This window comes from Microbacterium sp. Marseille-Q6648 (genome assembly GCF_943181415.1).
GTDB lineage: Bacteria > Actinomycetota > Actinomycetes > Actinomycetales > Microbacteriaceae > Microbacterium.
In genome coordinates this window covers 102,560-126,493 of sequence record NZ_CALPBZ010000003.1, presented here as the reverse complement: position 1 = coordinate 126,493, position 23,934 = coordinate 102,560, and the positions used below count along the sequence as shown (strand labels likewise).

23 protein-coding genes are annotated in these 23,934 nt (G+C 70.8%); 13 read left to right on the top strand and 10 right to left on the bottom strand.

Translation table 11 applies throughout. The features are described from left to right. From mtrB to hpf, 4 genes are all read left to right on the top strand, one after another. Positions 1-1,716: an MtrAB system histidine kinase MtrB gene (mtrB, locus tag NFR93_RS10820; protein ID WP_251453229.1), complete on the top strand. Its 1,716-nt coding sequence runs from the start codon at positions 1-3 to the stop codon at positions 1,714-1,716. After that, positions 1,713-3,380, top strand: coding sequence for an LpqB family beta-propeller domain-containing protein (locus tag NFR93_RS10815; protein ID WP_251453228.1), 1,668 nt, complete (start codon positions 1,713-1,715; stop codon positions 3,378-3,380). Before mtrB ends, NFR93_RS10815 begins: the two co-directional genes overlap by 4 nt. 87 nt (positions 3,381-3,467) lie before the next feature. Beyond that, positions 3,468-4,169, top strand: coding sequence for a ComF family protein (locus tag NFR93_RS10810; RefSeq protein ID WP_251453227.1), 702 nt, complete (start codon positions 3,468-3,470; stop codon positions 4,167-4,169). An 88-nt stretch (positions 4,170-4,257) separates the two neighbouring features. Further along, positions 4,258-4,917: a ribosome hibernation-promoting factor, HPF/YfiA family gene (gene hpf / locus NFR93_RS10805; protein WP_251453226.1), complete on the top strand. Its 660-nt coding sequence runs from the start codon at positions 4,258-4,260 to the stop codon at positions 4,915-4,917. Between the two features lie 62 nt (positions 4,918-4,979). Here hpf and NFR93_RS10800 read toward each other — a convergent pair whose 3' ends face one another. The 3 genes from NFR93_RS10800 to NFR93_RS10790 are packed head-to-tail and all read right to left on the bottom strand — an operon-like array spanning position 4,980 to position 8,782. Continuing rightward, on the bottom strand, positions 4,980-6,335 hold the full coding sequence (locus tag NFR93_RS10800) for a hypothetical protein (RefSeq protein ID WP_251453225.1): 1,356 nt from the start codon (positions 6,333-6,335) through the stop codon (positions 4,980-4,982). Between the two features lie 38 nt (positions 6,336-6,373). Then, complete coding sequence (locus NFR93_RS10795; RefSeq protein ID WP_251453592.1) at positions 6,374-8,104, bottom strand: DEAD/DEAH box helicase; 1,731 nt, start codon at positions 8,102-8,104, stop codon at positions 6,374-6,376. Between the two features lie 57 nt (positions 8,105-8,161). Beyond that, on the bottom strand, positions 8,162-8,782 hold the full coding sequence (locus tag NFR93_RS10790; protein ID WP_251453224.1) for a PadR family transcriptional regulator: 621 nt from the start codon (positions 8,780-8,782) through the stop codon (positions 8,162-8,164). A 229-nt stretch (positions 8,783-9,011) separates the two neighbouring features. On the opposite strand from NFR93_RS10790, the gene secA reads away from it, so the two are divergent. Both secA and NFR93_RS10780 read left to right on the top strand, forming a co-directional pair. Next, on the top strand, positions 9,012-11,813 hold the full coding sequence (secA, locus tag NFR93_RS10785) for a preprotein translocase subunit SecA (protein ID WP_251453223.1): 2,802 nt from the start codon (positions 9,012-9,014) through the stop codon (positions 11,811-11,813). 89 nt (positions 11,814-11,902) lie between these two features. Continuing rightward, positions 11,903-13,129: a pyridoxal phosphate-dependent aminotransferase gene (locus tag NFR93_RS10780; protein ID WP_285814580.1), complete on the top strand. Its 1,227-nt coding sequence runs from the start codon at positions 11,903-11,905 to the stop codon at positions 13,127-13,129. A 66-nt stretch (positions 13,130-13,195) separates the two neighbouring features. Here NFR93_RS10780 and NFR93_RS10775 read toward each other — a convergent pair whose 3' ends face one another. Then, entirely contained in the window at positions 13,196-13,639 is a 444-nt protein-coding gene (locus NFR93_RS10775; protein WP_251453222.1) for an Rv3235 family protein, read from the bottom strand. A 128-nt stretch (positions 13,640-13,767) separates the two neighbouring features. Here NFR93_RS10775 and NFR93_RS10770 point away from each other — a divergent pair, with 128 nt between their 5' ends. After that, the gene (locus NFR93_RS10770; protein ID WP_251453221.1) at positions 13,768-14,373 is read left to right on the top strand and encodes a hypothetical protein; all 606 of its coding nucleotides are present in this window, start codon (positions 13,768-13,770) and stop codon (positions 14,371-14,373) included. Positions 14,374-14,385: 12 nt separating this feature from the next. Here NFR93_RS10770 and NFR93_RS10765 read toward each other — a convergent pair whose 3' ends face one another. Beyond that, positions 14,386-14,667 (bottom strand): helix-turn-helix domain-containing protein, encoded by a 282-nt coding sequence (locus NFR93_RS10765; RefSeq protein ID WP_251453220.1) that lies wholly within the window; start codon positions 14,665-14,667, stop codon positions 14,386-14,388. A 100-nt stretch (positions 14,668-14,767) separates the two neighbouring features. Between NFR93_RS10765 and NFR93_RS10760 the strand changes: the two genes are divergently transcribed. The 3 genes from NFR93_RS10760 to NFR93_RS10750 are packed head-to-tail and all read left to right on the top strand — an operon-like array spanning position 14,768 to position 18,111. After that, positions 14,768-15,397 carry an SAF domain-containing protein gene (locus tag NFR93_RS10760; protein ID WP_251453219.1) on the top strand — a complete coding sequence of 210 codons (630 nt, stop codon included), beginning with the start codon at positions 14,768-14,770 and terminating at the stop codon, positions 15,395-15,397. Further along, complete coding sequence (locus NFR93_RS10755; RefSeq protein ID WP_251453218.1) at positions 15,394-16,614, top strand: CpaE/TadZ family protein; 1,221 nt, start codon at positions 15,394-15,396, stop codon at positions 16,612-16,614. Before NFR93_RS10760 ends, NFR93_RS10755 begins: the two co-directional genes overlap by 4 nt. 9 nt (positions 16,615-16,623) lie before the next feature. Further along, positions 16,624-18,111: a sensor histidine kinase gene (locus NFR93_RS10750; protein WP_251453217.1), complete on the top strand. Its 1,488-nt coding sequence runs from the start codon at positions 16,624-16,626 to the stop codon at positions 18,109-18,111. Positions 18,112-18,165: 54 nt separating this feature from the next. On the opposite strand, the gene NFR93_RS10745 is transcribed toward NFR93_RS10750, so the two are convergent. Further along, a complete protein-coding gene (locus tag NFR93_RS10745) occupies positions 18,166-18,414 on the bottom strand; it encodes a WhiB family transcriptional regulator (RefSeq protein WP_251453216.1) in 249 nt (82 codons plus the stop codon). A 240-nt stretch (positions 18,415-18,654) separates the two neighbouring features. Between NFR93_RS10745 and NFR93_RS10740 the strand changes: the two genes are divergently transcribed. Further along, positions 18,655-19,053, top strand: coding sequence for a histidine kinase (locus tag NFR93_RS10740; RefSeq protein WP_251453215.1), 399 nt, complete (start codon positions 18,655-18,657; stop codon positions 19,051-19,053). 7 nt (positions 19,054-19,060) lie between these two features. Here the strand turns inward: NFR93_RS10740 and bcp are convergent, their stop codons facing one another. The 3 genes from bcp to aroA are packed head-to-tail and all read right to left on the bottom strand — an operon-like array spanning position 19,061 to position 21,992. Further along, complete coding sequence (gene bcp, locus NFR93_RS10735) at positions 19,061-19,537, bottom strand: thioredoxin-dependent thiol peroxidase (protein ID WP_251453214.1); 477 nt, start codon at positions 19,535-19,537, stop codon at positions 19,061-19,063. Positions 19,538-19,557: 20 nt separating this feature from the next. Then, the gene (gene rsgA, locus NFR93_RS10730; RefSeq protein WP_251453213.1) at positions 19,558-20,625 is read right to left on the bottom strand and encodes a ribosome small subunit-dependent GTPase A; all 1,068 of its coding nucleotides are present in this window, start codon (positions 20,623-20,625) and stop codon (positions 19,558-19,560) included. Continuing rightward, positions 20,622-21,992 (bottom strand): 3-phosphoshikimate 1-carboxyvinyltransferase, encoded by a 1,371-nt coding sequence (gene aroA, locus NFR93_RS10725; protein WP_251453212.1) that lies wholly within the window; start codon positions 21,990-21,992, stop codon positions 20,622-20,624. Before aroA ends, rsgA begins: the two co-directional genes overlap by 4 nt. A 63-nt stretch (positions 21,993-22,055) precedes the next feature. On the opposite strand from aroA, the gene NFR93_RS10720 reads away from it, so the two are divergent. After that, complete coding sequence (locus NFR93_RS10720; protein WP_502846282.1) at positions 22,056-22,736, top strand: sigma-70 family RNA polymerase sigma factor; 681 nt, start codon at positions 22,056-22,058, stop codon at positions 22,734-22,736. Then, entirely contained in the window at positions 22,733-22,975 is a 243-nt protein-coding gene (locus NFR93_RS10715; RefSeq protein WP_251453211.1) for a zf-HC2 domain-containing protein, read from the top strand. Before NFR93_RS10720 ends, NFR93_RS10715 begins: the two co-directional genes overlap by 4 nt. A 12-nt stretch (positions 22,976-22,987) precedes the next feature. Here NFR93_RS10715 and NFR93_RS10710 read toward each other — a convergent pair whose 3' ends face one another. After that, positions 22,988-23,905, bottom strand: a complete 918-nt coding sequence (locus NFR93_RS10710; RefSeq protein WP_251453210.1) for a diacylglycerol kinase family protein — start codon at positions 23,903-23,905, stop codon at positions 22,988-22,990. Positions 23,906-23,934 lie beyond the last annotated feature (29 nt).

The following is a 23,934-nucleotide window of genomic DNA, read 5'->3' as shown; positions in this document are numbered from 1 at the left end:
GTGGTCTCCACCGGCACGGGCGTGACGGCGACGACGGCGTCGCTGGACACCTGGCGCGAGTGGCGCACGTGGCCGCGGCGGGTCGCCAGCCTCTGGCGGCGGTCGCTGCGGTTCCGGACGCTCGTGGTGACGCTCGGCCTGACCTCGCTCGCGGTCGCCGTCGCGTGCGTGTGGATGGCGCTGGCGATTCAGAACGACCTGTTCGACTCACGGCTGCGCCAAGTCCTCACCGATGCCCAGCGGGCGACCGCGACAGCTCAGACGACCCTCGACAGTGCGGCGCCGCAGGGAGATCAGGTGCGGCTGCAGAACGTCATGACCGCGGTCAACACCGAGCTGCGTCAGCAGTCGGCCGCGGATATGTTCGCCGTCTTCCGCATCGGACCGCCGACCGACAACGCCCCCCAGGATTTCGCCACCGCCCCGTGGGCGGAGGAGATCATCTCGGACGGGCTGCGCGATCGGGTTCAGCTCGGCGCGGACCAGCAGTGGTGGCAGTCCGTCGCCCTCCCCGCCGAGGGCGGCGAGGTGCCGGGCATCATGATCGGGCAGCAGCTGCAGGTGCCGGATGTGGGTCCGTACGAGCTGTACTTCGCCTACGACCTGGCCGGCGCCGCTCAGACGCTCGGCTTCGTGCACGGCACGCTGTGGTTCTCGGGTATCGCCCTGGTCGTTCTCATCGGCGGCATCTCGTGGTTCGTGCTGCGCTCGGTGACGATCCCGATCGCCGAGGCGGCGGAGACGAGCGCGAAGCTCGCCGCGGGTCGTCTGGGCGTCCGTCTCCCGGTGCGGGGAGAGGATGAGCTGGCCACCCTCGGTCGATCCTTCAACGCCATGGCCGACAGCATCGAGTCGCAGATCAAAGAACTTGCGGACCTGTCGCTCGTCCAGCAGCGCTTCGTGTCGGACGTGTCGCACGAGCTGCGCACCCCGTTGACCACGATCCGCCTCGCCGCCGACATGATCTACGACCAGCGCGAGGACTTCGATCCGACCACCGGACGCGCCGCGGAACTCCTCAACGCGCAGGTGCAGCGATTCGAGACCCTGCTGACCGACCTGTTGGAGATCAGCCGCTACGACGCCGGCTCGGTGCAGCTCGAGCTCGAGCCGACGAGCCTCGCCCACCTCGCCGAGGATGTCATCGCCTCGATGCACCAGCTCGCCGAGCAGCACGGCACGGACGTGAGATTGGTGGCCCCGGGCGGGTATTCTCCGGTCGACATGGACCCGCGGCGCGTGCGGCGGATCGTGCGCAATCTGCTGGGCAACGCCATCGAGCACGGCGAGGGACGACCGATCGTGGTCACGGTCGACAGCAGCCAGCAGGCCGTCGCTATCGGCGTGCGGGACTACGGTCTGGGGATGCGACCGGAGGACGCTGAGCGGGTGTTCGACCGCTTCTGGCGTGCGGACCCGTCACGCACCAGAACGATCGGCGGCACCGGGCTCGGACTGTCCATCGCCCTCGGCGACGCGCGCCTGCACGGCGGCGAGCTGGCGGTGTGGAGCGAACCCGGCCGCGGCACCCATTTCGTCCTGACGCTCCCGAGAGGAAGCGGCACAGGCGAGGTGACGTCCCCCATCGACGTGCATCCCGCCGACGACGCCGCCGCCGGGATCGACGCCCTCGGACTGACCCAGCCGATCGAGGTGCCGCCGGCCGATCTCGCTCAGGACGCGCGCCGGGCCGCCCCGGCAGGAGGCTCCGCATGACGGTTCGTCGCGGCCTCGCCGCCCTGCTCGCCATGATCCTCGCAGTCGCGCTCGCCGCATGCGCCGGCCTGCCCACGAGCGGTCCGGTCTATCCGGGCCAGGAGGCGGAGGACACCGGTGCCCCGCAGGACACGATCTTCCTGCCCGATCGTCCGCAGCCCGGCGCTGCGCCCGAGGACATCGTGGAGGGATTCATCCGCGCCGGTTCCGGGCCCACCGACAGCTGGGCGCGAGCCCGAGAGTTCCTTGCACCCGAGTTCACCGACTGGCGTCCCGAGGCGGGCGTCACCGTGGTCCTTCCGGGAGACCGCATCTACGACGTGGGGGAGGACGGCACCGTGACCCTGTCGGTCGTCGCGATCGCGACGGTCGATGACGGTGGGGCCTACGAGCCGGTGGCGGCCGGCACCACCGTGCTGTCGTACCGGCTGGCTCAGCAGTCCGACGGCGAGTGGCGCATCACCGACGCGCCCGACGGGATCGTGCTGGACCGCGACGTCTTCCCGAGCGTGTACCAGCGGTACTCGGTCGCCTACTTCGACCCGACGTGGCAGTACCTCGTCCCGGATCTGCGGTGGTTCCCGACGACGAACGCCGCCACCCGCGTGGCCGACGCCCTCGTGAACCGGCCCGTGGCCGAATGGCTGGCTGATTCCGTCGTCACGTCCTTCCCGGAGGAGGTGACCGTTCGCGCCGCCGTCCCCGTCGAGTCGGGGATCGCCCAGGTTGAACTGAGCGCCGAGGCGCTCGACGTGGACGCCGACACCCTCGACCGCATGTACACCCAGCTCCAGGCGAGTCTCGCCACCGCCGGGGTGACGCGCGTGGAGATGTCGGTCGCGCAGGCGCCGATCGACGCGGATGCCGTCTCCACACGCTCCGCCCGGGTGTCGGGACCGCCGCTCGTCCTCGTCGAAGAGGGCTTCGGCTTCCTCAGCGGCGACGAGCTCACCGCCCTGGAGGGGCTGTCGTCGGTCATCCCCGCACTCGCGCCGCGGGCCGTGCAGGTGGGCCCCGACCGCGACGCCGCCGCCGTGCACGCGGACGACGGCAGGGTCTACCGGGTGGCGGACGACACCGCCGTTCCGGTCGACGAGCGGGACCGACTGGTGGATCCCACGATCGACGGGTACGGGGCGGTATGGAGCGTCCCGGCCACCGATCCTTCGGCGCTGGTGGCGGTGATGCCCGACGGCGCGGTCGCGCAGGTCGCCGATGCGTTCCCCGGTGCGAGCCGCATCGCCGCCCTGTCGGTGTCGAGGGACGGCACCCGGATGGCGGCCGTCGTGACGACCGGTGCGCGATTCGAGATCTGGGCAGCCGGTGTCGTCCGCGACGAGGGGATACCCGTCCGGCTGGCCGAGCCGCGCATCCTCGGCGCCGTGACCGGCGTGCCCGGCGGACTCGCGTGGCTCGACGAGGCCGCTGTCGGCGTCCTCACCGCCGAGGACGATGCGAGCACGGTCTACGAGCAGGTCGTCGGGGGGCCGGCGTCGACCACCTCGGCGCCGGTCGACGTCGCCGACATCGCCGGGGGAGCCACGGTGTCCAATGTCCGCCTCCGAACCGAGGACGGCACCCTCCTGGTCCGTCGTGGCGCGAACTGGCAGGAGTCGGCGACCGGGATCGCCGTGCTGGCCACGCAGCAGGGCGCTCCGCAGTAGCCCTCCCCACCCCGTCGCCCCGTCGCAACGGTCCACAGCCGGGCCGCGCGACGGCGCCGGTGACCGGGCGTCCGGCACGCTGACGACATGAGCGCCTCCTCCGTGCCCTGGCCCCGCTGGATCCGAGAGCGTGTCGCCGACGCCCTCGCAGACGCGGTGGCGCTGCTTCTTCCGGTGGCCTGCGCCGGGTGCGATGAACCCGACCGCGCGTTGTGCGCGTCCTGCCGGAGCGCGCTGCGCCCGCGTCCGCGACGGACGATGACGGACGACATCGTCATCGTCAGCGGGCTGGACTTCGACGGAGTCGCCGCGCGCGTGATCCGCGCCCTGAAGGAGGACGGCCGCACCTCACTGGCGAACGCGCTGGCCCCCGCGCTGACCGCTGCCGTCGCGGCGTTCGGGCACAGCGGCGCGGTCGTCGTGCCGGTGCCCACCTCTCGGGCGGCCTACCGGCGCCGCGGGTACCGCGTTCCCGAGACGGTGGCGGCTCGCGCCGGCATCCCGGTCGCACGGCTGCTGCGGCTCACGCGACGTACGGCCGACCAGCGCGGGCTCGATCGCGACGGCAGACGGCGCAACGTCGCGGGGAGCATGCGCGCGTCCCGCGCCCAAGGGCTGCGGGTGCTCCTCCTGGATGACGTGGTGACCACCGGGGCCACCCTCGCGGAAGCGGCACGCGCCCTGCGTGAGGGTGGCGCGGAGGTCGTCGGAGCGGTCACGATCGCCGCGACCGGGCGTCGCTTCGCGCACAGCGTACACCCGCCGGACACAACCCGTTTTCATGCGTGACAGGCGTCTGTCACCGGGCTAGCGTGGGGGGTACAAGGCGACTGATGGTCCGCCCTTGACCGGGCGGACCGGAACAAGGAGGTCAAGGATGGAAACCAGCATCGTCGGCGTGGGAGTGGGGATCACCGATCGATTCCGCTCGGTTGTCGAAGAGAAGGCCATTCGCATCGAGCACCTCGCCCCGCGCGCGCAGCGGGTCGACGTGAAGGTGACGCATCGCACCTACCACAACGGTCGCATGGAGGACGAGACCGTCGAACTGACCGTCAACGGCAAGGGCCCCATCGTGCGGGCCGAGGCCACGGACGGTGACAAGTTCACCGCGCTCGACCTCGCCGTCGACAAGCTGTGCGAGCAGCTCCGCAGGGCGAAGGACAAGCGCGTCGACGCCCGCAATCACCCGCGGGGGGCGAAGTTCGAGAAGGAGAAGGGCACGCTCGAGGGCATCGACGTCGAGCCGGCTTCGGTCGAGGTGCTGCGTGCACTGGCCACGGGCGAGGTGCCGATCGTCTCCGCCGCGGATGAGGAGGAGGATTACACCCCCGTCGTCATCCGCACGAAGGAGTTCGATCCCGAATGGATGACCGTCGAGGAGGCGGTCGACCGCATGGAGCTGGTCGGGCACGACTTCTTCCTCTTCGTGGACGCGCGCACCGATCACCCGAGCGTCGTCTACCGGCGCAAGGGGTGGGACTACGGTGTCATCTCCCTGACGACCCAGGCGGCCCCCGCCGAGCTGGCTTCCTGACGAATTGACGACGATGCCCCGGATCCGCGGATCCGGGGCATCGTCGTCGTCGGAGCGAGACGTCAGTCGAACATGCCGTCGAGGAGGCCGCCGATGACGAGGCCACCGAGGATGCCGCCCATGACATCGCCGCCGCCGCCGCGTCGTCCGCCGCCCCAGCCCTGCTGCGGGCCGCCCCACTGATCAGGTCCGCCCTGCGGGCGGGAGCGGTCGATGTCGCGCTGCGCGAGCTGCAGCGCTTCGCTGGCGAGGAAGGCGGCGCGGCGGGCGAGGGCGAACACCTGCTCGCGATGGTCCTCCTCGATCGTCGCCGCCGCGGCAGCCGAGGTGCCCACGTAGCGGTCGATGTCCAGGCGCGTCCGCTCGGCCTCGGCCAGACGCGTGCGGGCGTCGGCGCCGATCCACCCGCGGTGTCCGGCGATGACGTCCCGCGCGACGGCGAGCTGCCGGTCGGCGTCGTCTATCGCGTGCCGGACGTGCGCGAGGTCGGGGATCGGGCGCGCCGCTCGTTCCCGCGCCTTGGCGATCGCGGCATCCAGTGCGGCGTTGGCCTCGCGCAGCCGTGTGAGCTGCGCGAAAGGATCGGTGTTGACCCCCGCGGCGGGAAGGGCGGCCAGCGCGTGCTGCAGGTCTGCGATCGCGGCGCTGACGGCAGGGGTGTGGGGCTCGCGCAGCGCGACCACGAGATCGTCGCGCGAGTCCTCGACGACGGCGGCCAGCGTCGACTCGGCGCGCAGGGCCTCGATCTCGAACGTCTCGACGGCGTCGATGAGCGTCTCGGCGCGCCGCACGGATTCCGTCGCGGCTTCGAGGGCGAGGTTCGCCTGCTCGCGGTGACCGGCGTCCCGTCGCCGTTCCGCGATCCCGGCGCTGTGCTCGGCGAAGCCGAGCAGCTGGTCGGCTTCGCCCGGATTGGACTCGATCTGCGACAGGGCGTGCGGCGAGTACCGGGCTGCGAGGCGCTGCACGGTCTCACGAGCCTGGGGCAGACGCGACCGCAGCAGGTCGGCATCGCGTCGGACGCCGGCGATGATCTCGGGTGCGCGCCGTGCGCGTTCGATGGCCTCGGCGAGGGTCGACGTGCGGTCGTCGAGCAGGTCTTCGGCCCACTCGCACAGCTGCACGATGCGCGCGTTGCGGGTGCGCAGCTCTTCGGGGGTGTCGGGGATCTCGTCGTGGTTCAGCTGATGGAGGTGGAACGCCTCGGCGAGGTGCGTGCGGACGGCGTCCAGTGCCTCGCGCAGGTCGCCGGTTGCGCCGGAGCCGAGCTCCGCCTCGGCGAACGCGAGCTCGTCCGTGGTCAGTCGGATGCGCTCATCGGCCGCGACCAGCGCCGTCCGCGCACGACGCGCCAGATCGGCGTCCTGCGCCTGCAGCTGTTCATCGTCGCGCTTGCGCTTGCCCCAGAAACCGGCCATGAACCGATCCTATGCGTCGACTCCGCCCGAGGACCGCGTCAGCCGTCGCCGCGCGAATGGCGCGGCCGTCGCGCATCTCGTGCGGGGCGCTCCTCGCGGGGTCCGCGGTCGCTCTCGCGTCGTCTGCCCGGTCCGCCGGTGTCCGGTCGCAGTTCGATGAGGCGTCCCGAGATGCGCGTGTCCGAGAGGCGCTCCATCGTGCCGCGCGGCAGGTCTGCGGGCAGCTCGACGAGCGAGAAGTCGGGGCGGATCTGGATCGCACCGAAGTCGTCGCGGCGCAGGCCCCCCTCGTTGGCGAGGGCTCCCACGATCTGCCGGGGCTCGACGCGATGGCGCTTGCCGACAGCGATGCGATACGTGGCCATGCCCTCGCGCGGGCGACGCTCCGGTCGCGTGCCCCGGTCGTCGCGGCCGCGGTCGCGGTCGTCACGGTCGCGGTGCTCGCGGACGGGACGTTCGGGCTCGGGCTCCAGCAGCAGCGGCGACTCGCCCTGGGCGACGACCGCGAGAGCGGCAGCGACGTCGACCTCGGGCACGTCGTGGTTGCGCACGTAGTGGGCGACGATGTCGCGGAAGCCGTCGATGCGCTCCGTCTCGGCCAGTGCGGCGGTGATGCGGTCGTCGAAGCGCGAGAGGCGCGTCACGTTCACCTCGTCGACGCTCGGCAGGCGCATCTCGGTGAGATCCTGGCGCGTCGCCCGTTCGATCGCGCGGACGAGGCCGCGCTCGCGGGGGGTGACGAAGCTGATCGCGTCGCCGCTGCGGCCGGCCCGGCCGGTGCGGCCGATGCGGTGGACGTAGGACTCGGTGTCGGTGGGGATGTCGAAGTTGACCACGTGCGAGATCCGCTCGACATCCAGGCCCCGCGCGGCGACGTCGGTCGCGACGAGGATGTCGAGCTTGCCGGACTTCAGCTGGTTCACGGTCTTCTCGCGGACGGGCTGGGCGACGTCGCCGTTGATGGCCGCGGCCGAGTAACCCCGGGCGCGCAGCTTCTCGGCGATCTCCTCGGTCACGCTCTTGGTGCGACCGAACACGATCATCCCGTCGAAGTTCTCGACCTCGAGGATGCGGGTCAGGGCGTCCATCTTCTGCTGGAACGACACGATCAGGTAGCGCTGGGTGATCGTGGCCGACGTGGTCGTCTTGGTCTTGACGGTGATCTCTTCGGGGTCGTGCAGGTACTGCTGCGACATCCGGCGGATCGCGGCCGGCATGGTTGCTGAGAAGAGGGCGACCTGCTTGGTGTCGGGCGTCTCGGCGAGGATCGTCTCGACGTCCTCTGCGAAGCCCATCTTCAGCATCTCGTCGGCCTCGTCCAGCACGAGGTACGTCAGCTGAGACAGATCGAGCGTGCCCTTGTCGAGATGGTCCATGATGCGGCCGGGGGTTCCCACGACGATGTGGACGCCGCGCCGCAGCGCCGACAGCTGGACGCCGTAGCCCTGGCCGCCGTACACGGGCAGGACGTGGACGCCCTTGACGTGGGAGGCGTACTTCTCGAAGGCCTCGCACACCTGAAGCGCGAGCTCGCGCGTGGGGGCGAGCACGAGGGCCTGCGGCGTCTTCTGCGACACGTCCAGCCGGTCGAGGATCGGCAGGGCGAAGGCTGCGGTCTTGCCCGTTCCGGTCTGCGCCAGGCCGACGACGTCGCGCCCCTGGAGGAGGGTCGGGATGGTGGCGGCCTGGATCGCCGACGGGGTCTCGTATCCGACGTCGCGCAGGGCCTTCAGGACGGCGTCGCCCAGCCCCAGGTCGGCGAATGTCATCGCGGCGGGCTCGGCGGGAGCCTCGGCCTCGATCGGGTTCTCGTCAGTGGACACAGTTCAGGGTAGTGCGACGGGGCTGGGAGGAGCCAGAGCGCCCCGCGCCCGGGCGGGGCGTCCGCGGCGCGGCCGCGCCGCCGAGAGCTCGAGCCCGGAGCGCTCACCCGGATGCCGCGACAGGCGTTCGGCGATCCGATCGAGCCACCGCAGCTCCGACTCGGCGGCAAGCACCAGGCCGTCGATCACGATGGCCCGGGCGAGGGCCTCGGGCCCCTCGGGGTCCATCGGAGCCGACGCGCGCAGCCGCGCCAGTCGCTCGGTGCCTGCGCGGCGTTGTGCCGAGAGGATGGCGCCCGCATCGGCTCCGGGAAGAGTGGCGGCGAGGGCGAGCTTGATCGCGAGCTCGTCCCGGGTGCCGGACGGTCGGTCCACGGGGGAGGCGAGCCAGCGCCGGGCCTCCGCGGTCCCGGCATCCGTGATCTCGTAATAGACGTGACCGTGGTCGTCGGTCGCACCCTTCACGACGAGCCCGTCTCGCTCCAGCCGGTCGAGCGTGTTGTAGATCTGGCCGACGTTCAGCGGCCAGGTCGAGCCTGTGCGACGCTCGAATTCCGCCCGGAGCTGGTAGCCGTAGCACGGCCCCTGGTCGAGGATGGCCAGCAGGCTCTGCCTCACCGACATGTGCTCTCCGCCCTGTTTCTGCATACCCGGTATGTGGATTCCGAGCATATGCATACCCGGCAGGGGCCCTCGGATGCCGACTCTCGGCGTGTCCGATCCGCACGTCGCAGCATCCCACCCAGCGCACGCCGAGGTCACAGCCCGATAACATGGGGCAGGTATGCCCGGGCGCAGGTCGCCCGTGCGCGGCGGCGCGGCCCGCGCCGGATCCGACAGATGGAGACACTTCGTGGCAAACCCTCTCGAGAAACTGCTTCGTGCCGGCGAGGGGCGCATCCTGCGACGGCTGCAGCAGGTCGTGAAGGCCGTCAACGCGCTCGAAGAGGACTACGCGCAGCTCACCGACGAGGAACTGCGCAGCGAGACCGCCGAACTGCGGGCGCGGCACGTGGGCGGCGAGACGCTGGAACGCCTGATGCCCGAGGCGTTCGCAGCCGTTCGCGAAGCCGCCAAGCGCACACTCGGCCAGCGCCCCTACGACGTGCAGATCATGGGCGGTGCCGCACTTCATCTCGGCAACATCGCCGAGATGAAGACCGGTGAGGGCAAGACCCTCACCGCGGCCTTCCCCGCCTACCTCAACGCCATCGCCGGCGAGGGGGTCCACATCGTCACGGTCAACGACTTCCTGGCGTCCTACCAGTCCGAGCTCATGGGCCGCATCTACCGGGCCCTCGGCATGACCACCGGCACCATCGTGTCGGGGCAGACGCCCGAGGTCCGCCGCGCCCAGTACGAGTGCGACATCACGTACGGCACGAACAACGAGTTCGGGTTCGACTACCTGCGCGACAACATGGCCTGGCGCCGCGAGGATCTCGTCCAGCGCGGCCACTTCTTCGCCATCGTCGACGAGGTGGACTCGATCCTCATCGACGAGGCCCGCACCCCCCTCATCATCTCGGGCCCGTCCTCGGGGGAGGCGAACCGCTGGTTCGTCGAGTTCGCGAAGGTCGCCCGGACGCTCGAGCCCGGCGTCGACTACGAGGTCGATGAGAAGAAGCGCACGATCGGCGTCCTCGAGCCCGGCATCGAGAAGGTCGAGGACTACCTCGGCATCGACAACCTCTACGAGTCGGCCAACACTCCGCTCATCTCCTTCCTCAACAACTCGATCAAGGCGCTCGCGTTGTTCAAGCGCGACACCGACTACGTCGTGATGAACGACGAGGTGATGATCGTCGACGAGCACACCGGCCGCATCCTCGTCGGCCGGCGCTACAACGAGGGCATCCACCAGGCCATCGAGGCCAAAGAGGCGGTGCCGGTCAAAGCCGAGAACCAGACCCTCGCCACGGTGACGCTGCAGAACTACTTCCGCCTGTACGACAAGCTCTCGGGCATGACCGGCACGGCCGAGACCGAGGCCGCCGAGTTCATGTCGACCTATCAGCTGGGCGTCGTCCCGATCCCGACGAACAAGCCGATGGTCCGCAAGGACCAGTCCGATCTGGTCTACAAGAACGAGCAGGCGAAGTTCGCGCAGGTCGTCGAAGACATCGTGGAGCGCAACAGAGCGGGCCAGCCCGTGCTCGTGGGCACGGTGAGCGTGGAGAAGAGCGAGTACCTCTCGCGGCTGCTGGCCAAGAAGGGCATCAAGCACGAGGTCCTCAACGCCAAGAACCACGCGCGAGAAGCAGAGATCGTCGCACGCGCGGGGCGCGTGGGCGCCGTCACCGTCGCCACCAACATGGCAGGCCGCGGTACCGACATCATGCTCGGCGGCAACGCCGAGTTCCTGGCCGTCCAGGAGATGAAGGCCAAGGGTCTGGATCCGGTCGAGACGCCGGACGACTACGAAGCCGCGTGGGACGACGTCTACCAGTCCACCAGGGACGTGGTGAACGAGGAGGCCGAGAAGGTCATCGCCGCCGGAGGCCTCTACGTCCTCGGCACCGAGCGGCACGAGTCGCGTCGCATCGACAACCAGCTGCGCGGCCGCTCCGGCCGCCAGGGCGACCCCGGCGAGAGCCGCTTCTACCTGTCGCTCACCGACGACCTGATGCGCCTGTTCCAGTCGGGCGCGGCCGAGGCGATCCTCGCCCGCACCAACTTCCCCGACGACGTCGCGATCGAGTCGGGCATGGTGTCGCGCGCGATCAAGAGCGCGCAGAGCCAGGTCGAGGCGCGCAACGCCGAGATCCGCAAGAACGTGCTGAAGTACGACGACGTCCTCAACCGCCAGCGCGAGGCGATCTACTCCGACCGCCGCCACATCCTGCACGGCGATGACATCGCCGACCGGGTGCAGCACTTCGTCGAGGACGCCATCGAGGCCGTCATCGACGACCACACCGGGTCGGGTCACAACGAGAGCTGGGACTTCGACGCGCTCTGGACCGAGCTCAAGACGCTCTACCCGGTCGGCGTCACGATCGACGAGGTCGTGGCCGATGCGGGCACGAAGGGACGGATCACCGCCGAGGGTCTCAAGCGCGAGATCCTCTCGGACGCGCGCATCGCGTATCAGAAGCGCGAGGAGTCGCTCGGCTCGCCGGCCATGCGCGAGCTGGAGCGCCGCGTCGTGCTGCAGGTGCTCGACCGCCGCTGGCGCGACCACCTCTACGAGATGGACTACCTGAAGGACGGCATCGGCCTGCGCGCGATGGCCCAGCGCGATCCGCTGATCGAGTACCAGCGCGAGGGCTACCAGATGTTCCAGTCGATGATGGGTCAGATCAAGGAAGAGACCGTCGGGTACCTCTACAACCTCGAAGTCGAGGTCCGCCGTGCGGACGGCGACCAGGCCGAGGTCGAGGCCAAGGGCCTGTCGACCCCCGCCGTCGAGGGGCAGCGACTGCAGTACACCGCCCCCAACGACGCCGGCGAGGTCGAAGTCCGCAACGAACGCGGTCAGGTGCAGCAGGCGGCCACGTCGAAGCTGCGGCAGGCTGCGGCCGCGGCATCCGCCGGCGAGGAGCCGGCCGGGGCAGAGGCTCCGCGCGGGGCTTTCGGCCAGCGGCATGATGCCGCCCCTTCCGCTCCGGCATCCAACCGGGCCGAGCGCCGGGCGGCCGACAAGCGCAAGTGACGCCGACGAGCGCGTCGGGATGCGCAGTCGGGCGGTAGCGGGCCACGCATGCGCCATTGGCTCTGCCGACCCCCGGATATCCTGATCCGATGAGCCCGCTGCGCCCCCTCGACCAGTCCACGAAGCTGAAGGACGTCCTCTACGAGATCCGGGGGAAGGCACTCGTCGAGGCCGATCGGCTCGAGGCCGAGGGTCACACGATCCTGAAGCTCAACACCGGCAACCCCGCCGCGTTCGGATTCGAGGCTCCGTATCAGATCGTGCGGGACATGATCGAGGCGGTGCCGCACGCCCACGGCTACAGCGACAGCCGCGGCATCATGTCGGCCCGTCGCGCCGTGGTCTACCGGTACGAGCAGGACGAGTCGTTCCCCGCGTTCGAGCCGGACGACGTCTACCTCGGCAACGGAGTGTCCGAGCTCATCACGATGGTGATGCAGGCTCTGCTCGACGACGGCGACGAAGTGCTGATCCCCGCTCCCGACTACCCGCTGTGGACGGCGATGACCAGCCTCGGCGGCGGGACGCCCGTGCACTACGTGTGCGACGAGCAGAACGGATGGCAGCCCGACCTCGAGGACATCCGGGCGAAGGTGACTCCGCGCACCAAGGCGATCGTCGTGATCAACCCGAACAACCCCACCGGCGCGGTCTATTCGCGCGACGTGCTCGAGGGGATCGCCGCGATCGCGCGCGAGCACTCGCTGCTGCTGCTCTCCGACGAGATCTACGACCGCATCCTGTTCGACGACGCGCAGCACATCCCGATGGCCTCGGTCGCCCCCGACCTGCTGTGCCTGACCTTCAACGGGCTGTCGAAGACCTATCGGGTGGCCGGCTACCGGTCCGGGTGGCTCGTGATCACCGGCCCGAAGTCGCACGCCTCGGGCTTCCTCGAGGGCATCACGCTCCTGGCCTCGACGCGGCTGTGCCCGAACGTCCCCGCGCAGCACGCGGTGCAGGCGGCGCTGTCGGGTGTGCAGTCCATCGACGCCCTCATCGGCCCCGCGGGTCGCCTGCACGAGCAGCGGGACGCCGCATGGGAGGGTCTGCTGGCGATCCCCGGGGTGACGTGTGTCAAGCCGGCGGGCGCGCTCTACGCCTTCCCCCGGTTCGATCCCGAGGTGTACGACATCCGGGACGACGCGAAGTTCGTGTACGACTTCCTCGTGGCCGAGCACGTGCTGCTCGTGCAGGGGACCGGGTTCAACTGGGCGACGCCCGATCACGTGCGTATCGTGACCCTGCCCGAAGCGCGCGTTCTGTCCGAGGCGGTCGAGCGGCTCGGCAACTTCCTGGCGTCGTATTCGCAGTGACGCCGGTGGGTTGATCGGGCCGACCACATCGTCGGGGACGGCCCGAGCCTGGTGAGGCGAGGTGGGTCAGAGCAACGCGAGCGACGTCGCGCGCCACCGTCCGTCCATGCCTTCGAGTCGGAGCGCGATCGCGCGGGTGCGGGCCGGGCCCTGCACCACGACGACCCCCTCGACGACGCCGTCCGCAGGTGACGAGTGACGCAGCGACAGGATGGCGTGGACCGGTCGCTTGGCGGGGAGTCCGCGGGCGCTGCGCGCCCGGGCGGCCAGATTGGCGCGGACCACCAGCTTGCGGTACGGCTCCTCGGTGAGCCATCGTGCGAGTTGATCGACCTCGCGGACGCCGGCGAAGACCTCCAGCACGCCGAGGGTGAGGTTGCGCAGCAGCGGCTCGGGGTCCGGCAGCGCGTGGGAGGAGGTCCGCTGAGGCGCGAAGAGCGCCGACAGCTCCTCTTCCGCCTCGATCGCCGAGGAATACGCGCGGGTCGCGCCCGCGGGCTTCGCTGCCATGAGGAGCCCTCTCTGGTAGGTGTCTTCCTCCTGCCAGTACAGCACACAGCCAACTCCCAGGAGAAGCCGCTCCGCGGACTGTGGATAAGTTCGCCGGACGGACGGCACCCATGTCCTACGCTCGCGGGATGCGGTGGGAACGGTTCTTCGACGATCTCGAAGATCAGCTCGCGTCCGAGTGGGAGGCCGAGCGCGCCGCACTCGACACCGAGGCGGAGCGACTGCGCCTGTCGAGGGTGTCGCTGCGCGAGCGGCTCCTCATGCTCGCCGAGCGCGAACGGGGGATGTCCGCGCCGACGTTCGACTTCACCGACGGCGGCACGCTCGCCGCGGAGGTGACCGGTGTCGGGGCCGACTGGGTGGCCCTCGACGCGCCGTCGCAGCCTCGGGCCGCCGTCGTCGCGCCCTTCACCGGCATCGCCGGGGTGGGGATGCCGCACGCCGATCTGCTGCGGAGTGCTCGCCCTGCTCCCGCGCGGTCGCCCCTGGCCGAGCGTCTGACGTTCGGATTCGCCCTGCGCGACCTCGTGCGGCGCCGCTCTCCGGTGATGGTGCACCTCTCGAACGGACGCGCGCTGTCGGGGACGATCGATCGAGCCGGCGCCGACCACTTCGATCTGGCCGTCCACGAGCAGGGTGCGCCCCGTCGGGCGGAAGCGGTCTCGGGGTACCGGGTCATCGCGTTCGCCGCCGTCTCCCGCATCCGTGTGGACGGTCGTCCGCCGGTCCTGTGAGACCAGGATCGGTCAATCGGGTCGGCGAACGACCCCGGTGCCCCACAGCTCCGGGAAGCTGGCGGCGTTCGACTGACGCCACAGCGCCATGCGCCGCGCCTCTTCGGCCTGATCGTCCAAGTAGTCGGCCACACTCGCCTCGTCCACCCGCCAGGATGCCGGGGATCCCACTCGCACGCCGCGAAGGCGCCCCTCGCCGACCAGGCTCATGACCTCGTCGACGCTCACGCCGAGGATCTCACCCACCTGGGAGGGTGCGAGGAGCCGGAGGTCCGACGTCGGGGAATCGGGCATGGACTCCATTATCGACCCGGGTGGGCGGTGTCGCGCGGGGCGCGCGGCGTGCTGTGGATAACGAACGGAGGCCTCGCGCGCCGTGCGCCACCATGGTGGCATGACCGCCTCCGCCGCCGTCCGCTCCTCCCGCCGTCCGTTCTGGGGCGACCTCCGGTTCCTCCTCGGCATCGCGCTCGTGGTCGGGTCGGTCGCCGGCGTGTGGCTCGTCGTCGCCGCATCGCGGCAGACCGAGCCGGTCTACGCCGCTTCCCGCACGATCGTCCCGGGCGAGGCCGTGACCGCCGCCGACCTGCGAACGGTGGACGTCGGGCTCGGGACCGTCGCCGAGGTGTACCTCGCCGCCGATGAGCTGGAGTCGGGCGCGGTGGCGACCCGCACCATCGAGGCCGGGGAGCTCGTCGCCCGGAGCGCACTCGGGGACGATCGCAAGGTGCGCACGACCACGTTGGTCGTGCGCAGCTCCATCGACGTGCCGGCGTCGGTGGGAGCCGGCGCCGTGGTGGAGGTGTGGTCGGCGCCGCTCATCGAAGCCGGCGAGTACGACGCACCGCGCATCCTGGTCGCAGACGCGACGGTCGTCGCGGTGGAGCGCGACGACACGATGATGGGCGGGGGAGCGGCGGCGCTCGAGATCGTCATTCCGCGGGCCGATGTCGCCGCGACGCTGGCGGCCATGGCCGACGGCTCAGCGCTGTCGGTGGTTCCTGCCGCGGGGTCCGGCCGATGAACGTCGTCGTCGCACTGGAGGGCGCACGTGCGACGTCCGTCGCGGCCGGTCTCGAGCGCGAGGGTGTCGTCGTGCCCGCGGTCATCGCCCCGGACGCGATCGCCGCCGCGGCAGCGGACGACGTGCCGGGAGACGACGCCGACCTCGTGGTGCGTGCGCTGATCGAGAGCGATGCCGTCGTCCTCGGGGTCTCGCGGTCGTCGCTCACGGCGTCCGCTGTGGCGCTGTGCGACCGAGCGGGTGCGCGCATCGTGCCGTGGGCGTCGACGCCCGAGGACGTGCGCCTGGCGGCGTCGTTCGGGCTCGAGCGGCCGCTGGCCGACGGAACCGAGCCCTGGCGCATCGTGGAAGTACTCGCCGAGCCGCCCCGCCCGATGGCCGCACCGCTCGCGCCCGAGGGTCTCGGCCCGCGCACGATCGCGGTGTGGGGCGCGCAGGGCTCGCCCGGCCGTTCCACCGTCGCCGTCGAGCTCGCCGTGGAGCTGGCCCGAGGCGGACGCCACGTCGGACTCGTCGATGCCGACACGCACGCGCCGTCGATCGCGCTGGCGCTCGGGCTCCCCGACGAGGGGCCGGGCTTCGCCGCCGCCTGCCGGCAGGCCGAACTCGGCGGCCTGGACGTGCGCGAGCTCCACCGCATCAGCCTGCCGCTGGCCCGCACCGGTGTGGACGTGCTGACCGGTCTCAACCGCCCGTCGCGGTGGCCCGAGCTCTCCGACGCCCGCGTCGGAGCGGCGCTCGAGGTGTGCCGGGAGTGGGTCGACTACACCGTCGTCGACGTGGCGGCATCCCTCGAACGGGATGAGGAGATCGTCAGCGACCTCGCCGGTCCGCGACGCAACGCCGCGACGCTGGCCGCCCTGCGCTCGGCGGAGCTCGTGGTCGCCGTCGTGCGGGCGGACCCGCTCGGGGTGAGCAGGTTCCTGCGCGCCTACCCCGAGCTTCGTGCGACCATCGGCTCCACCCCCGTGGCGGTCGTGGCCAACTCGCTCCGTCCCGGCTCCCTGGGCATCGACGCACGCGGCCAGATCCGACGCACGCTCGACCGGTTCGGGGGGATCGAGGACGTCTGGTTCGTGCCCCACGATCTGCGGGCCGTGGACGCCGCGCTGCTGGCGGCCCGCCCGGTCGCGGACGTCGCACCGCGGTCCGCGCTGACGACCGCGGTGCGGCGGTTCGTCGGCGACGCGGTCGTTCCCGTCCCGTCACGCCGCTAGCCTTGACGGGTGTCGACCCTCAGCGATCTCGTCTACGCCCAGGGCCGCTCCAGCGCGGCCGATGTGGAATGGCTCCACCGCCTCGCGGGGGACGGCCAGCTCCTGGCCGATCTGGCCTTCGCCGACATCGTCATCTGGGTGCCGACGGAGGACGACTCCTTCATCGCGATCGCACACACCCGGCCCAGCGGCGCCGCCACGCTGTTCTATCGCGACATCGTCGGCGATCGGGTGCGTCCGCAGTGGCGGACCCAGGTGCGGGACGCGTTCATGTCGGCCCGCATCGTGGACTCGGCGTCGCCGGACTGGTTCGAAGAGACCCCCACTCGGGTGCGCGCGGTGCCGATCGTCCGATCCGGCAACGGCGAGGCCTCCCAGACGATCGGTGTCGTGACCCGTCACACCAATCTCGGCGAGGCCCGCATCCCCTCCCGTCAGCAGACGACCTTCAACGAGTGCGCCGACGATCTGTTCGCGATGATGGCGTCGGGGGAGTTCCCGGACATGACCGCACCGACGTCTCCTCGAAGGGGTGCGCCGCGCGCGTCGGACGGTCTCATCCGGCTGGACGTCGACGGCGTGGCGACGTTCGCCAGCCCCAACGCGCTCTCGGCGTTCAACCGCCTGGGATTCGAGGACGAGCTCGAGGGGGAGTCCCTGGTCGAGGTGGTGACCTCGATCCTCCCCGTCAAACGCCAGTTCGACGAGTCGCTTCCCGTCGTCGTCACCGGACGTGCGCCCTGGCGGGCCGATCTGGAGTCCCGCGGCGTCACGGTGTCGCTGCGCACCATCCCCCTGCGCGATCACGGTCGCCGCATCGGTGCGCTCGTGCTCTGCCGCGACGTGACGGAGATCCGCCATCAGGAGCAGGAGCTCATCACCAAGGACGCCACGATCCGCGAGATCCACCATCGCGTCAAGAACAATCTGCAGACGGTGGCGTCGCTGCTGCGCATCCAGGCGCGGCGCTCCCACTCCGACGAGGCGCGTGAGGCGCTGACCCAGGCGATGCGACGCGTGTCGGCCATCGCCGTCGTCCACGACACCCTGTCGGAGGGACTGGCGCAGAACGTCGACTTCGACGACGTCTTCGCCCGCGTGCTCAAGCTCGTCGCCGAGGTCGCGGCCGCTCCCAACACCCGCGCGCGAACGCGCTCGACCGGGCGCTTCGGCACCCTCCCGAGCGAGTACGCGACGCCTCTCGCGCTCGCCCTGACCGAACTCGTCACCAATGCCGTCGAACACGGCCTGGCGGGTCAGGAGGGGGACGTCGAGATCGTCGCCGACCGCTCCGACGAGCGCCTCGAGGTGCGCGTGCGCGACACCGGCTCGGGTCTGCCCGAAGGGCAGGTGGGCCGGGGCCTGGGCACCCAGATCGTCCGGACGCTCATCCAGGGTGAACTGGGCGGCACCATCGACTGGCACACCATCATGGGCAGCGGAACAGAAGTGACGATCGAGATCCCGATGCGCTACATCGGACGCGGAGAAGCCTGAGCGGATCGACGGGGCCTCGGGCCCCGGCATCCGCTCAGGCTTCGTCGGCGATGCTCAGGAAGCGCGGCGTGCGCGGGCTGCGCGACGCTTGAGCGCGCGGCGCTCGTCCTCGGACAGGCCGCCCCACACGCCCGAATCCTGACCGGACTCCAGGGCGTACTGCAAGCAGACCTCGGTGACGGTGCACGTGGCGCACACGGCCTTCGCCTTCTCGATCTGGTCGACGGCCGGCCCTGTATTCCCCACGGGGAAGAAGAGTTCCGGGTCGACGGTCAGGCAGGCTGCCTTGTCGCGCCAATCCATGGTGATGCTCCTTGTGACGATGATGATCGAGTGTCGAGGGCCCGGTTCGGGTCCGATACCCTGGTGGGATGTGCGAGCTTCTGCTCGCCCCACGGCACTGTGGGAGCACACGGCTTCACCCATCGTCCCACAGCCGTTTACCTGGATCAAGGGCGAATCGCCACTCGCGTGCGGGATTCGCGTGCTTCCGCCCCCGCGCCGAGACGCGATCGGGCCTGGAACGAAAGGGATCGGTGATCGATGGCCACGGATGTCGTCAGCCGGCTGGCAGCGGTGCTCCTCGCCGCCGAAGGCCTGGGAGTGCTGGGACTGGCGGCGTGGGAGATCGCCGCGCTGGCGGCCGGTGACACCGGGTCGCTCAGCAGCGCGATCGCGTTGCTCGTGCTCACCGCCCTGGGAGGGGTGGCGATCCTCGCCTTCGCTGTCGCGGTGTGGCGCGGACTCTCGTGGGGGAGATCGGGCGGGATCGTGACGCAGCTGCTGATCCTGGCGGTCGCGCTCGGGGCTGCGACAGGCGCCTACGCGGCCCCGACGACAGCGGTGGCCCTCGCCGTGCCCGCCCTCGTCGTCCTGGCTCTGCTGGTGCTCGCCGTCCGACGTGCCGCTCCGGCGCGCGAGCGCCCAAGCGCCGACGGCTGAGCCCGCGTCAGGCGTCCAGTCCGACGAGCTTGCGGATGCGCGCGACGTGCCCGGTGGCCTTGACGTTGTACAGCGCGTGGGCCACGCGGCCGTCACCGTCGATGACGAAGGTCGAACGCAGGACGCCCTCGACCACCTTGCCGTAGTTGGTCTTCTCGCCCCACGCGCCGTACGCGTCGTGGACGGCGTGGTCGGGGTCGCTCAGCAGGTCGTAGGTGAGCGCGTCGCGCTCGCGGAACTCGCGCAGCTTCGCGGTGTCGTCTCGCGAGATGCCGACGACCTCGTACCCGGCGGACTGCAGCGGGGCGAGGCTGTCCCGGAAGTCGCACGCTTCGGTCGTGCACCCCGGGGTCATCGCCGCAGGGTAGAAGAAGACGATGACGTTCCGTCCGCGCAACGACGACAGCTCGACGAGCTGATCGTCCTGGTTGCGCAGAGAGAAGGCGGGGGCGGTGTCGCCGGGCTCGAGTTTCACATCGCTCATCCGACCACCCTAACGGCCGGTCACGTGTCCGATCCGCGGGTTGCGGGGCGGTCGGCGAAGGTCCCGAGCAGTCGCTGGAGCGAGTCCAGCCGCTCGGCTCCGCGCGGGCCCAGGCGCCCCTGCTGGAGTGCGTCGGCGATCGCGCAGTCCGGCGCGTCCGGCAGGTGCGTGCAGCCGCGCGGGCACTCCTCGGCGATCTCGGCGAGGTCCGTGTACGCGCGAAGGATGTTCGCCGGGTCGACGTGACCGAGACCGAACGAGCGCACGCCGGGCGTGTCGATCACCCATCCGCGGCCCCCGTGACCGTGGTAGCGCAGCGAAACCGTCGAGCTGGACGTGTGGCGCCCGCGGCCCGTGACGACGTTGACGTGGCCTGTCGCGCGCTGCGCGCTCGGGACGAGGGCGTTGACGAGGGTGGACTTGCCGACGCCGGAGTGGCCGACGAAGACGGTGGAGTGACCGACCAGGGCGGCGCCGATGCGATCGACGGGCATGTCTTCGCGGGCACTGGTGAACACCTGGAGATCGAGGCCCTCGAAGTGGGTGAGGAAGCGTGCCGGGTCGGCGAGGTCGGTCTTGGTCACCACGAGGAGGGGGCGGATGCCGGCATCCAGGGCGGCGATGAGATAGCGGTCGACGAGCCGCGCCCTCGGCTCGGGGTCCGCAGCGGCGACGACCACGAGCATCTGATCGGCGTTGGCGACGACGATGCGCTCGACCTGATCGGTGTCGTCGGCGCTGCGGCGCAGCAGCGACGTGCGATCCTCGATGCCGATAAGTCGAGCGAGGGTGCCCTGGTCGCCGGAGGAGTCGCCGACGACGCGGGCCCGGTCGCCCGTCACGATGGGCATCTTCCGCAGCTCTCTCGCACGGACCGCCAGCACCGAGTGCTCGTCGGGGCCGTCCTCGTCGACCAGCACGGTGTAGCGGCCGCGGTCCACGCCCAGGACGCGGGCCGTGCGGGCGTCGGCGTGTGCGGGGCGCCGCTTGGTGCGCGGGCGGTTCGCCTTCGGATTGGGTCTCACCCGCACGTCGGCCTCGTCGAACTCGGGTTCGTCGTCGTCGTCCAGATCGTCGAGCCAGCTCACGATGCGTGCAGGGCCTCCGGCGCCGGGCCGTGTTCGGGGGAGCCGTCGAGCATGGCCTGCCACAGCTGGGGGAACTCGGGCATCGTCTTGGCGGTCGTGCCGATGTCGTCGACGAGGATGTCCGGGACGACGAGTCCGAGCAGCGCCCCGGTGGTGGCCATGCGGTGATCGTGGTGGGCGCGCCAGAGTCCGCCGCTCAGGTCGCGGGGAACGATCCGGATGCCGTCCTCGAGCTCGTGCGCCTCGCCGCCCAGACGCCGCAGCTCGCCCGCGAGCGCGGCGATCCGGTCGGTCTCGTGACCGCGGATGTGACCGATGCCGTAGAGCGTGGTCGGGGCGTCCGCCAGAGCGGCCAGCGCGAAGATCGTCGGCGTGAGCTCGCCCGCCGCCGAGAGATCGAGATCCACCCCGTGGATGCCGGAACCCGCCGTGACGGTGAGGGCGCCGCCGCGCCGGGAGACCTTGGCGCCCATGAGCGAGAGGATGTCGCTGAGCATCGCCCCCGGCTGGGTCGAGCGGGCCGGCCAGCCTGTCACGGTCACGGCGCCGCCGGTGACCATGGCCGCCGCCAGGAACGGCGCGGCGTTGGACAGATCGGGTTCGATCGCGACGTCCTTGCCTCGGAGGGGCCCGGCCGGGACGATCCATTCCCCGACCCGCGGCCGCTCCACGTGCACGCCCCGGTGGGCGAGGGCCTCGACGGTCATGTCGATGTGCGGCATGCTGGGCAGTCGTGCGCCCCGGTGCACCAGGTGCAGCCCCACGTCGAAGCGCGGTGCCGCGAGGAGGAGGCCGGAGACGAACTGGCTCGACGCGCTGGCGTCGATCGTGACCTCGCCGCCACGGACATGACCGTGCCCGCGCACCGTGAACGGCAGCGACCAGTGCCCGCCGTCGTCGATGTCGACACCGACATCCCGCAGCGCCGAGATCATCGCACCCATGGGGCGGTGCAGGGCGCTCTCGTGAGCGGTCAGGGTCACATCGCCCGCGGCGAAGCCGCCCAGGGCGGCGACGAAGCGCATGACCGTTCCGGCCTGACCGCAGTCGACCTCGGTCGAGCCGCGGAGCGGGAAGTGCGGGGTGATGTGGAGGTCGTCGCCGAACGGGCCGGAGCCGGGTTCGCGGGTGATCTCGACGCCCAGTGCCTTCAGGGCGGCCAGCATCCGCGCGGAATCGTCGGAGTGGAGGGGAGCGGTCAGCCGGCTCGGACCGTCGGCCAGCGCCGCCAGGATCAGCTCGCGATTCGTGAGCGACTTCGAGCCGGGGACGGTCACGGTGGCGTGCACCGGACGCTCCGCGCGCGGCGCACGCCACGCCGGGCGCGAGTCGTGTGCGCGTGCGGGGGAATACCCGTTGACTGTCATCGGTTCCTACCCTACTGAACCCGGAAGTCCGGGCCCTCGCATACTCGCCGTGAACGGAGCCGCATGATCGCCACCCTGGAGCGTGCCAACACCGTCGACGATCCCGTCCTCGGGTATTCGACACAGCCCGCCGTAGACTGGCGCGTGATGATCGAGCAGCCCCAGCAGGAGCAGGACGCGAGCGCGCAGTTCGAAGAGCAGGCTCTGCCCTTCATGGACCAGCTGTACGCCGCGGCGATGCGCATGACCCGCAACCCCGCCGACGCCGCCGACCTCGTCCAGGAGACGTTCGTGAAGGCGTTCGCCTCATGGGCGACCTTCACGCAGGGGACGAATCTGAAGGCGTGGCTGTACCGGATCCTCACCAACACCTACATCAACACGTACCGCAAGAAGCAGCGCGAGCCCTTCCAGGGCACGATCGACGAGCTCGAGGACTGGCAGCTGGGCGGGGCGGAGTCCACGACCGCTTCGAGCAGCCGTTCCGCTGAGGCCGAGGCGATCGACCACATGCCGGCATCCGCAGTGAAGGACGCCCTCCAGGCGATCCCCGAGGACTTCCGTCTGGCGGTGTACCTGGCGGACGTGGAGGGCTTCGCGTACCAGGAGATCGCCGACATCATGAAAACCCCGATCGGCACCGTGATGAGCCGGCTGCACCGCGGCAGACGGATGCTTCGCGAACTGCTCGCCGATTACGCCACTGAGCGCGGCTTCACCGCCGCCACGAGGAGCAAGAAATGACCGACTGCGGCTGTGAGAAGGCGCGCCGCGACCTCGAGGAGTACCTGCGCGACGAGGTCTGCAAGACGAAGCACTCCGACATCACCGAGCACCTGGACAACTGTCCGGGATGCCGTGACGAGGCGCTCGTGGCCCGCACGCTGACCGACGTGCTGGCGCGCGCGTGCAAAGAGACGGCTCCCGAAGAGCTGCGCGCACAGGTGCTCGCGAAGCTGCGCGAGGCGCACCCCGCCCACTGATCGGCGCGGGCGTCACGTCGCGACGAAGACCTCCACCGCCCTCGGCATCGCGGTCACGGTGACCGGCAGCTCACCGGCGATGTCACCGTCGGCATAGGCGCGCTGGCCCTCGGCGGACACGCGAACCGAGCGCACACGCGTCATCCGCACCTCGGGCGCATCGAGGTGTCTTCCGGCGTACAGGCGGGGAAGCAGTCGCAGCAGCCGGATCCTCGTCATCGGACGGATCAGCACGACGTCCAGCAGCCCGTCGCCGACATCGGCGACCGGGCAGATGGGGATGCCGCCTCCGTACGTCGGACCGTTCGCGACGGTCGCCATCAGCAGCTCCTCTTCCCGGCGTTCCCACGTGCCGTCGGGCAGTTCGAGGTCGAGGGCGAACCGCGTGGCGCGCAGCGTCAGGAACTCGCGGAGGATCGCCAGGGTGTAGCGAGCGGGTCCCCTCGGCCACCGCATGCGATTCGCGCGGTCGTTGACCCGCGCATCGAAGCCGCAGGCCAGGACGCTCGCGTACAGCGTCCGCGACACCCGGTCGCTCCCGGCCGGCGTGGACGTCACGACGCCGAGATCGATGTGCCGGGTGGTGCCGTCGACGATCGCCGAGACGGCGGCTGCGGCATCCCGGTGGGGGATTCCGAGGCAGGCCGCGACATCGTTGCCGGTCCCTGCGGGGATGATCCCGAGAGGGATGCCGCTGCCGGCCATCTGCTCGATCGCCAGCCGCACCGTGCCGTCGCCACCGCACACGGCGATGGCGTCCGCGCCGGAGGAGAGAGCCTCGCGCAAGAGGGCGCGGGACTCGTCGGCGTCCCCGCCTGCGACCACCCTGGTGGCGACGCCGCGCTCGCGGAGCAGCCGCGCCGCGTGTGCGGCGATCTGGCGGGCGGTCCCGGAGCGGGCGGTCGGGTTGACCAGCAGCAGCAGATCCACGCGCGCTCCGTTCGCGAAAGGGAGGAAGC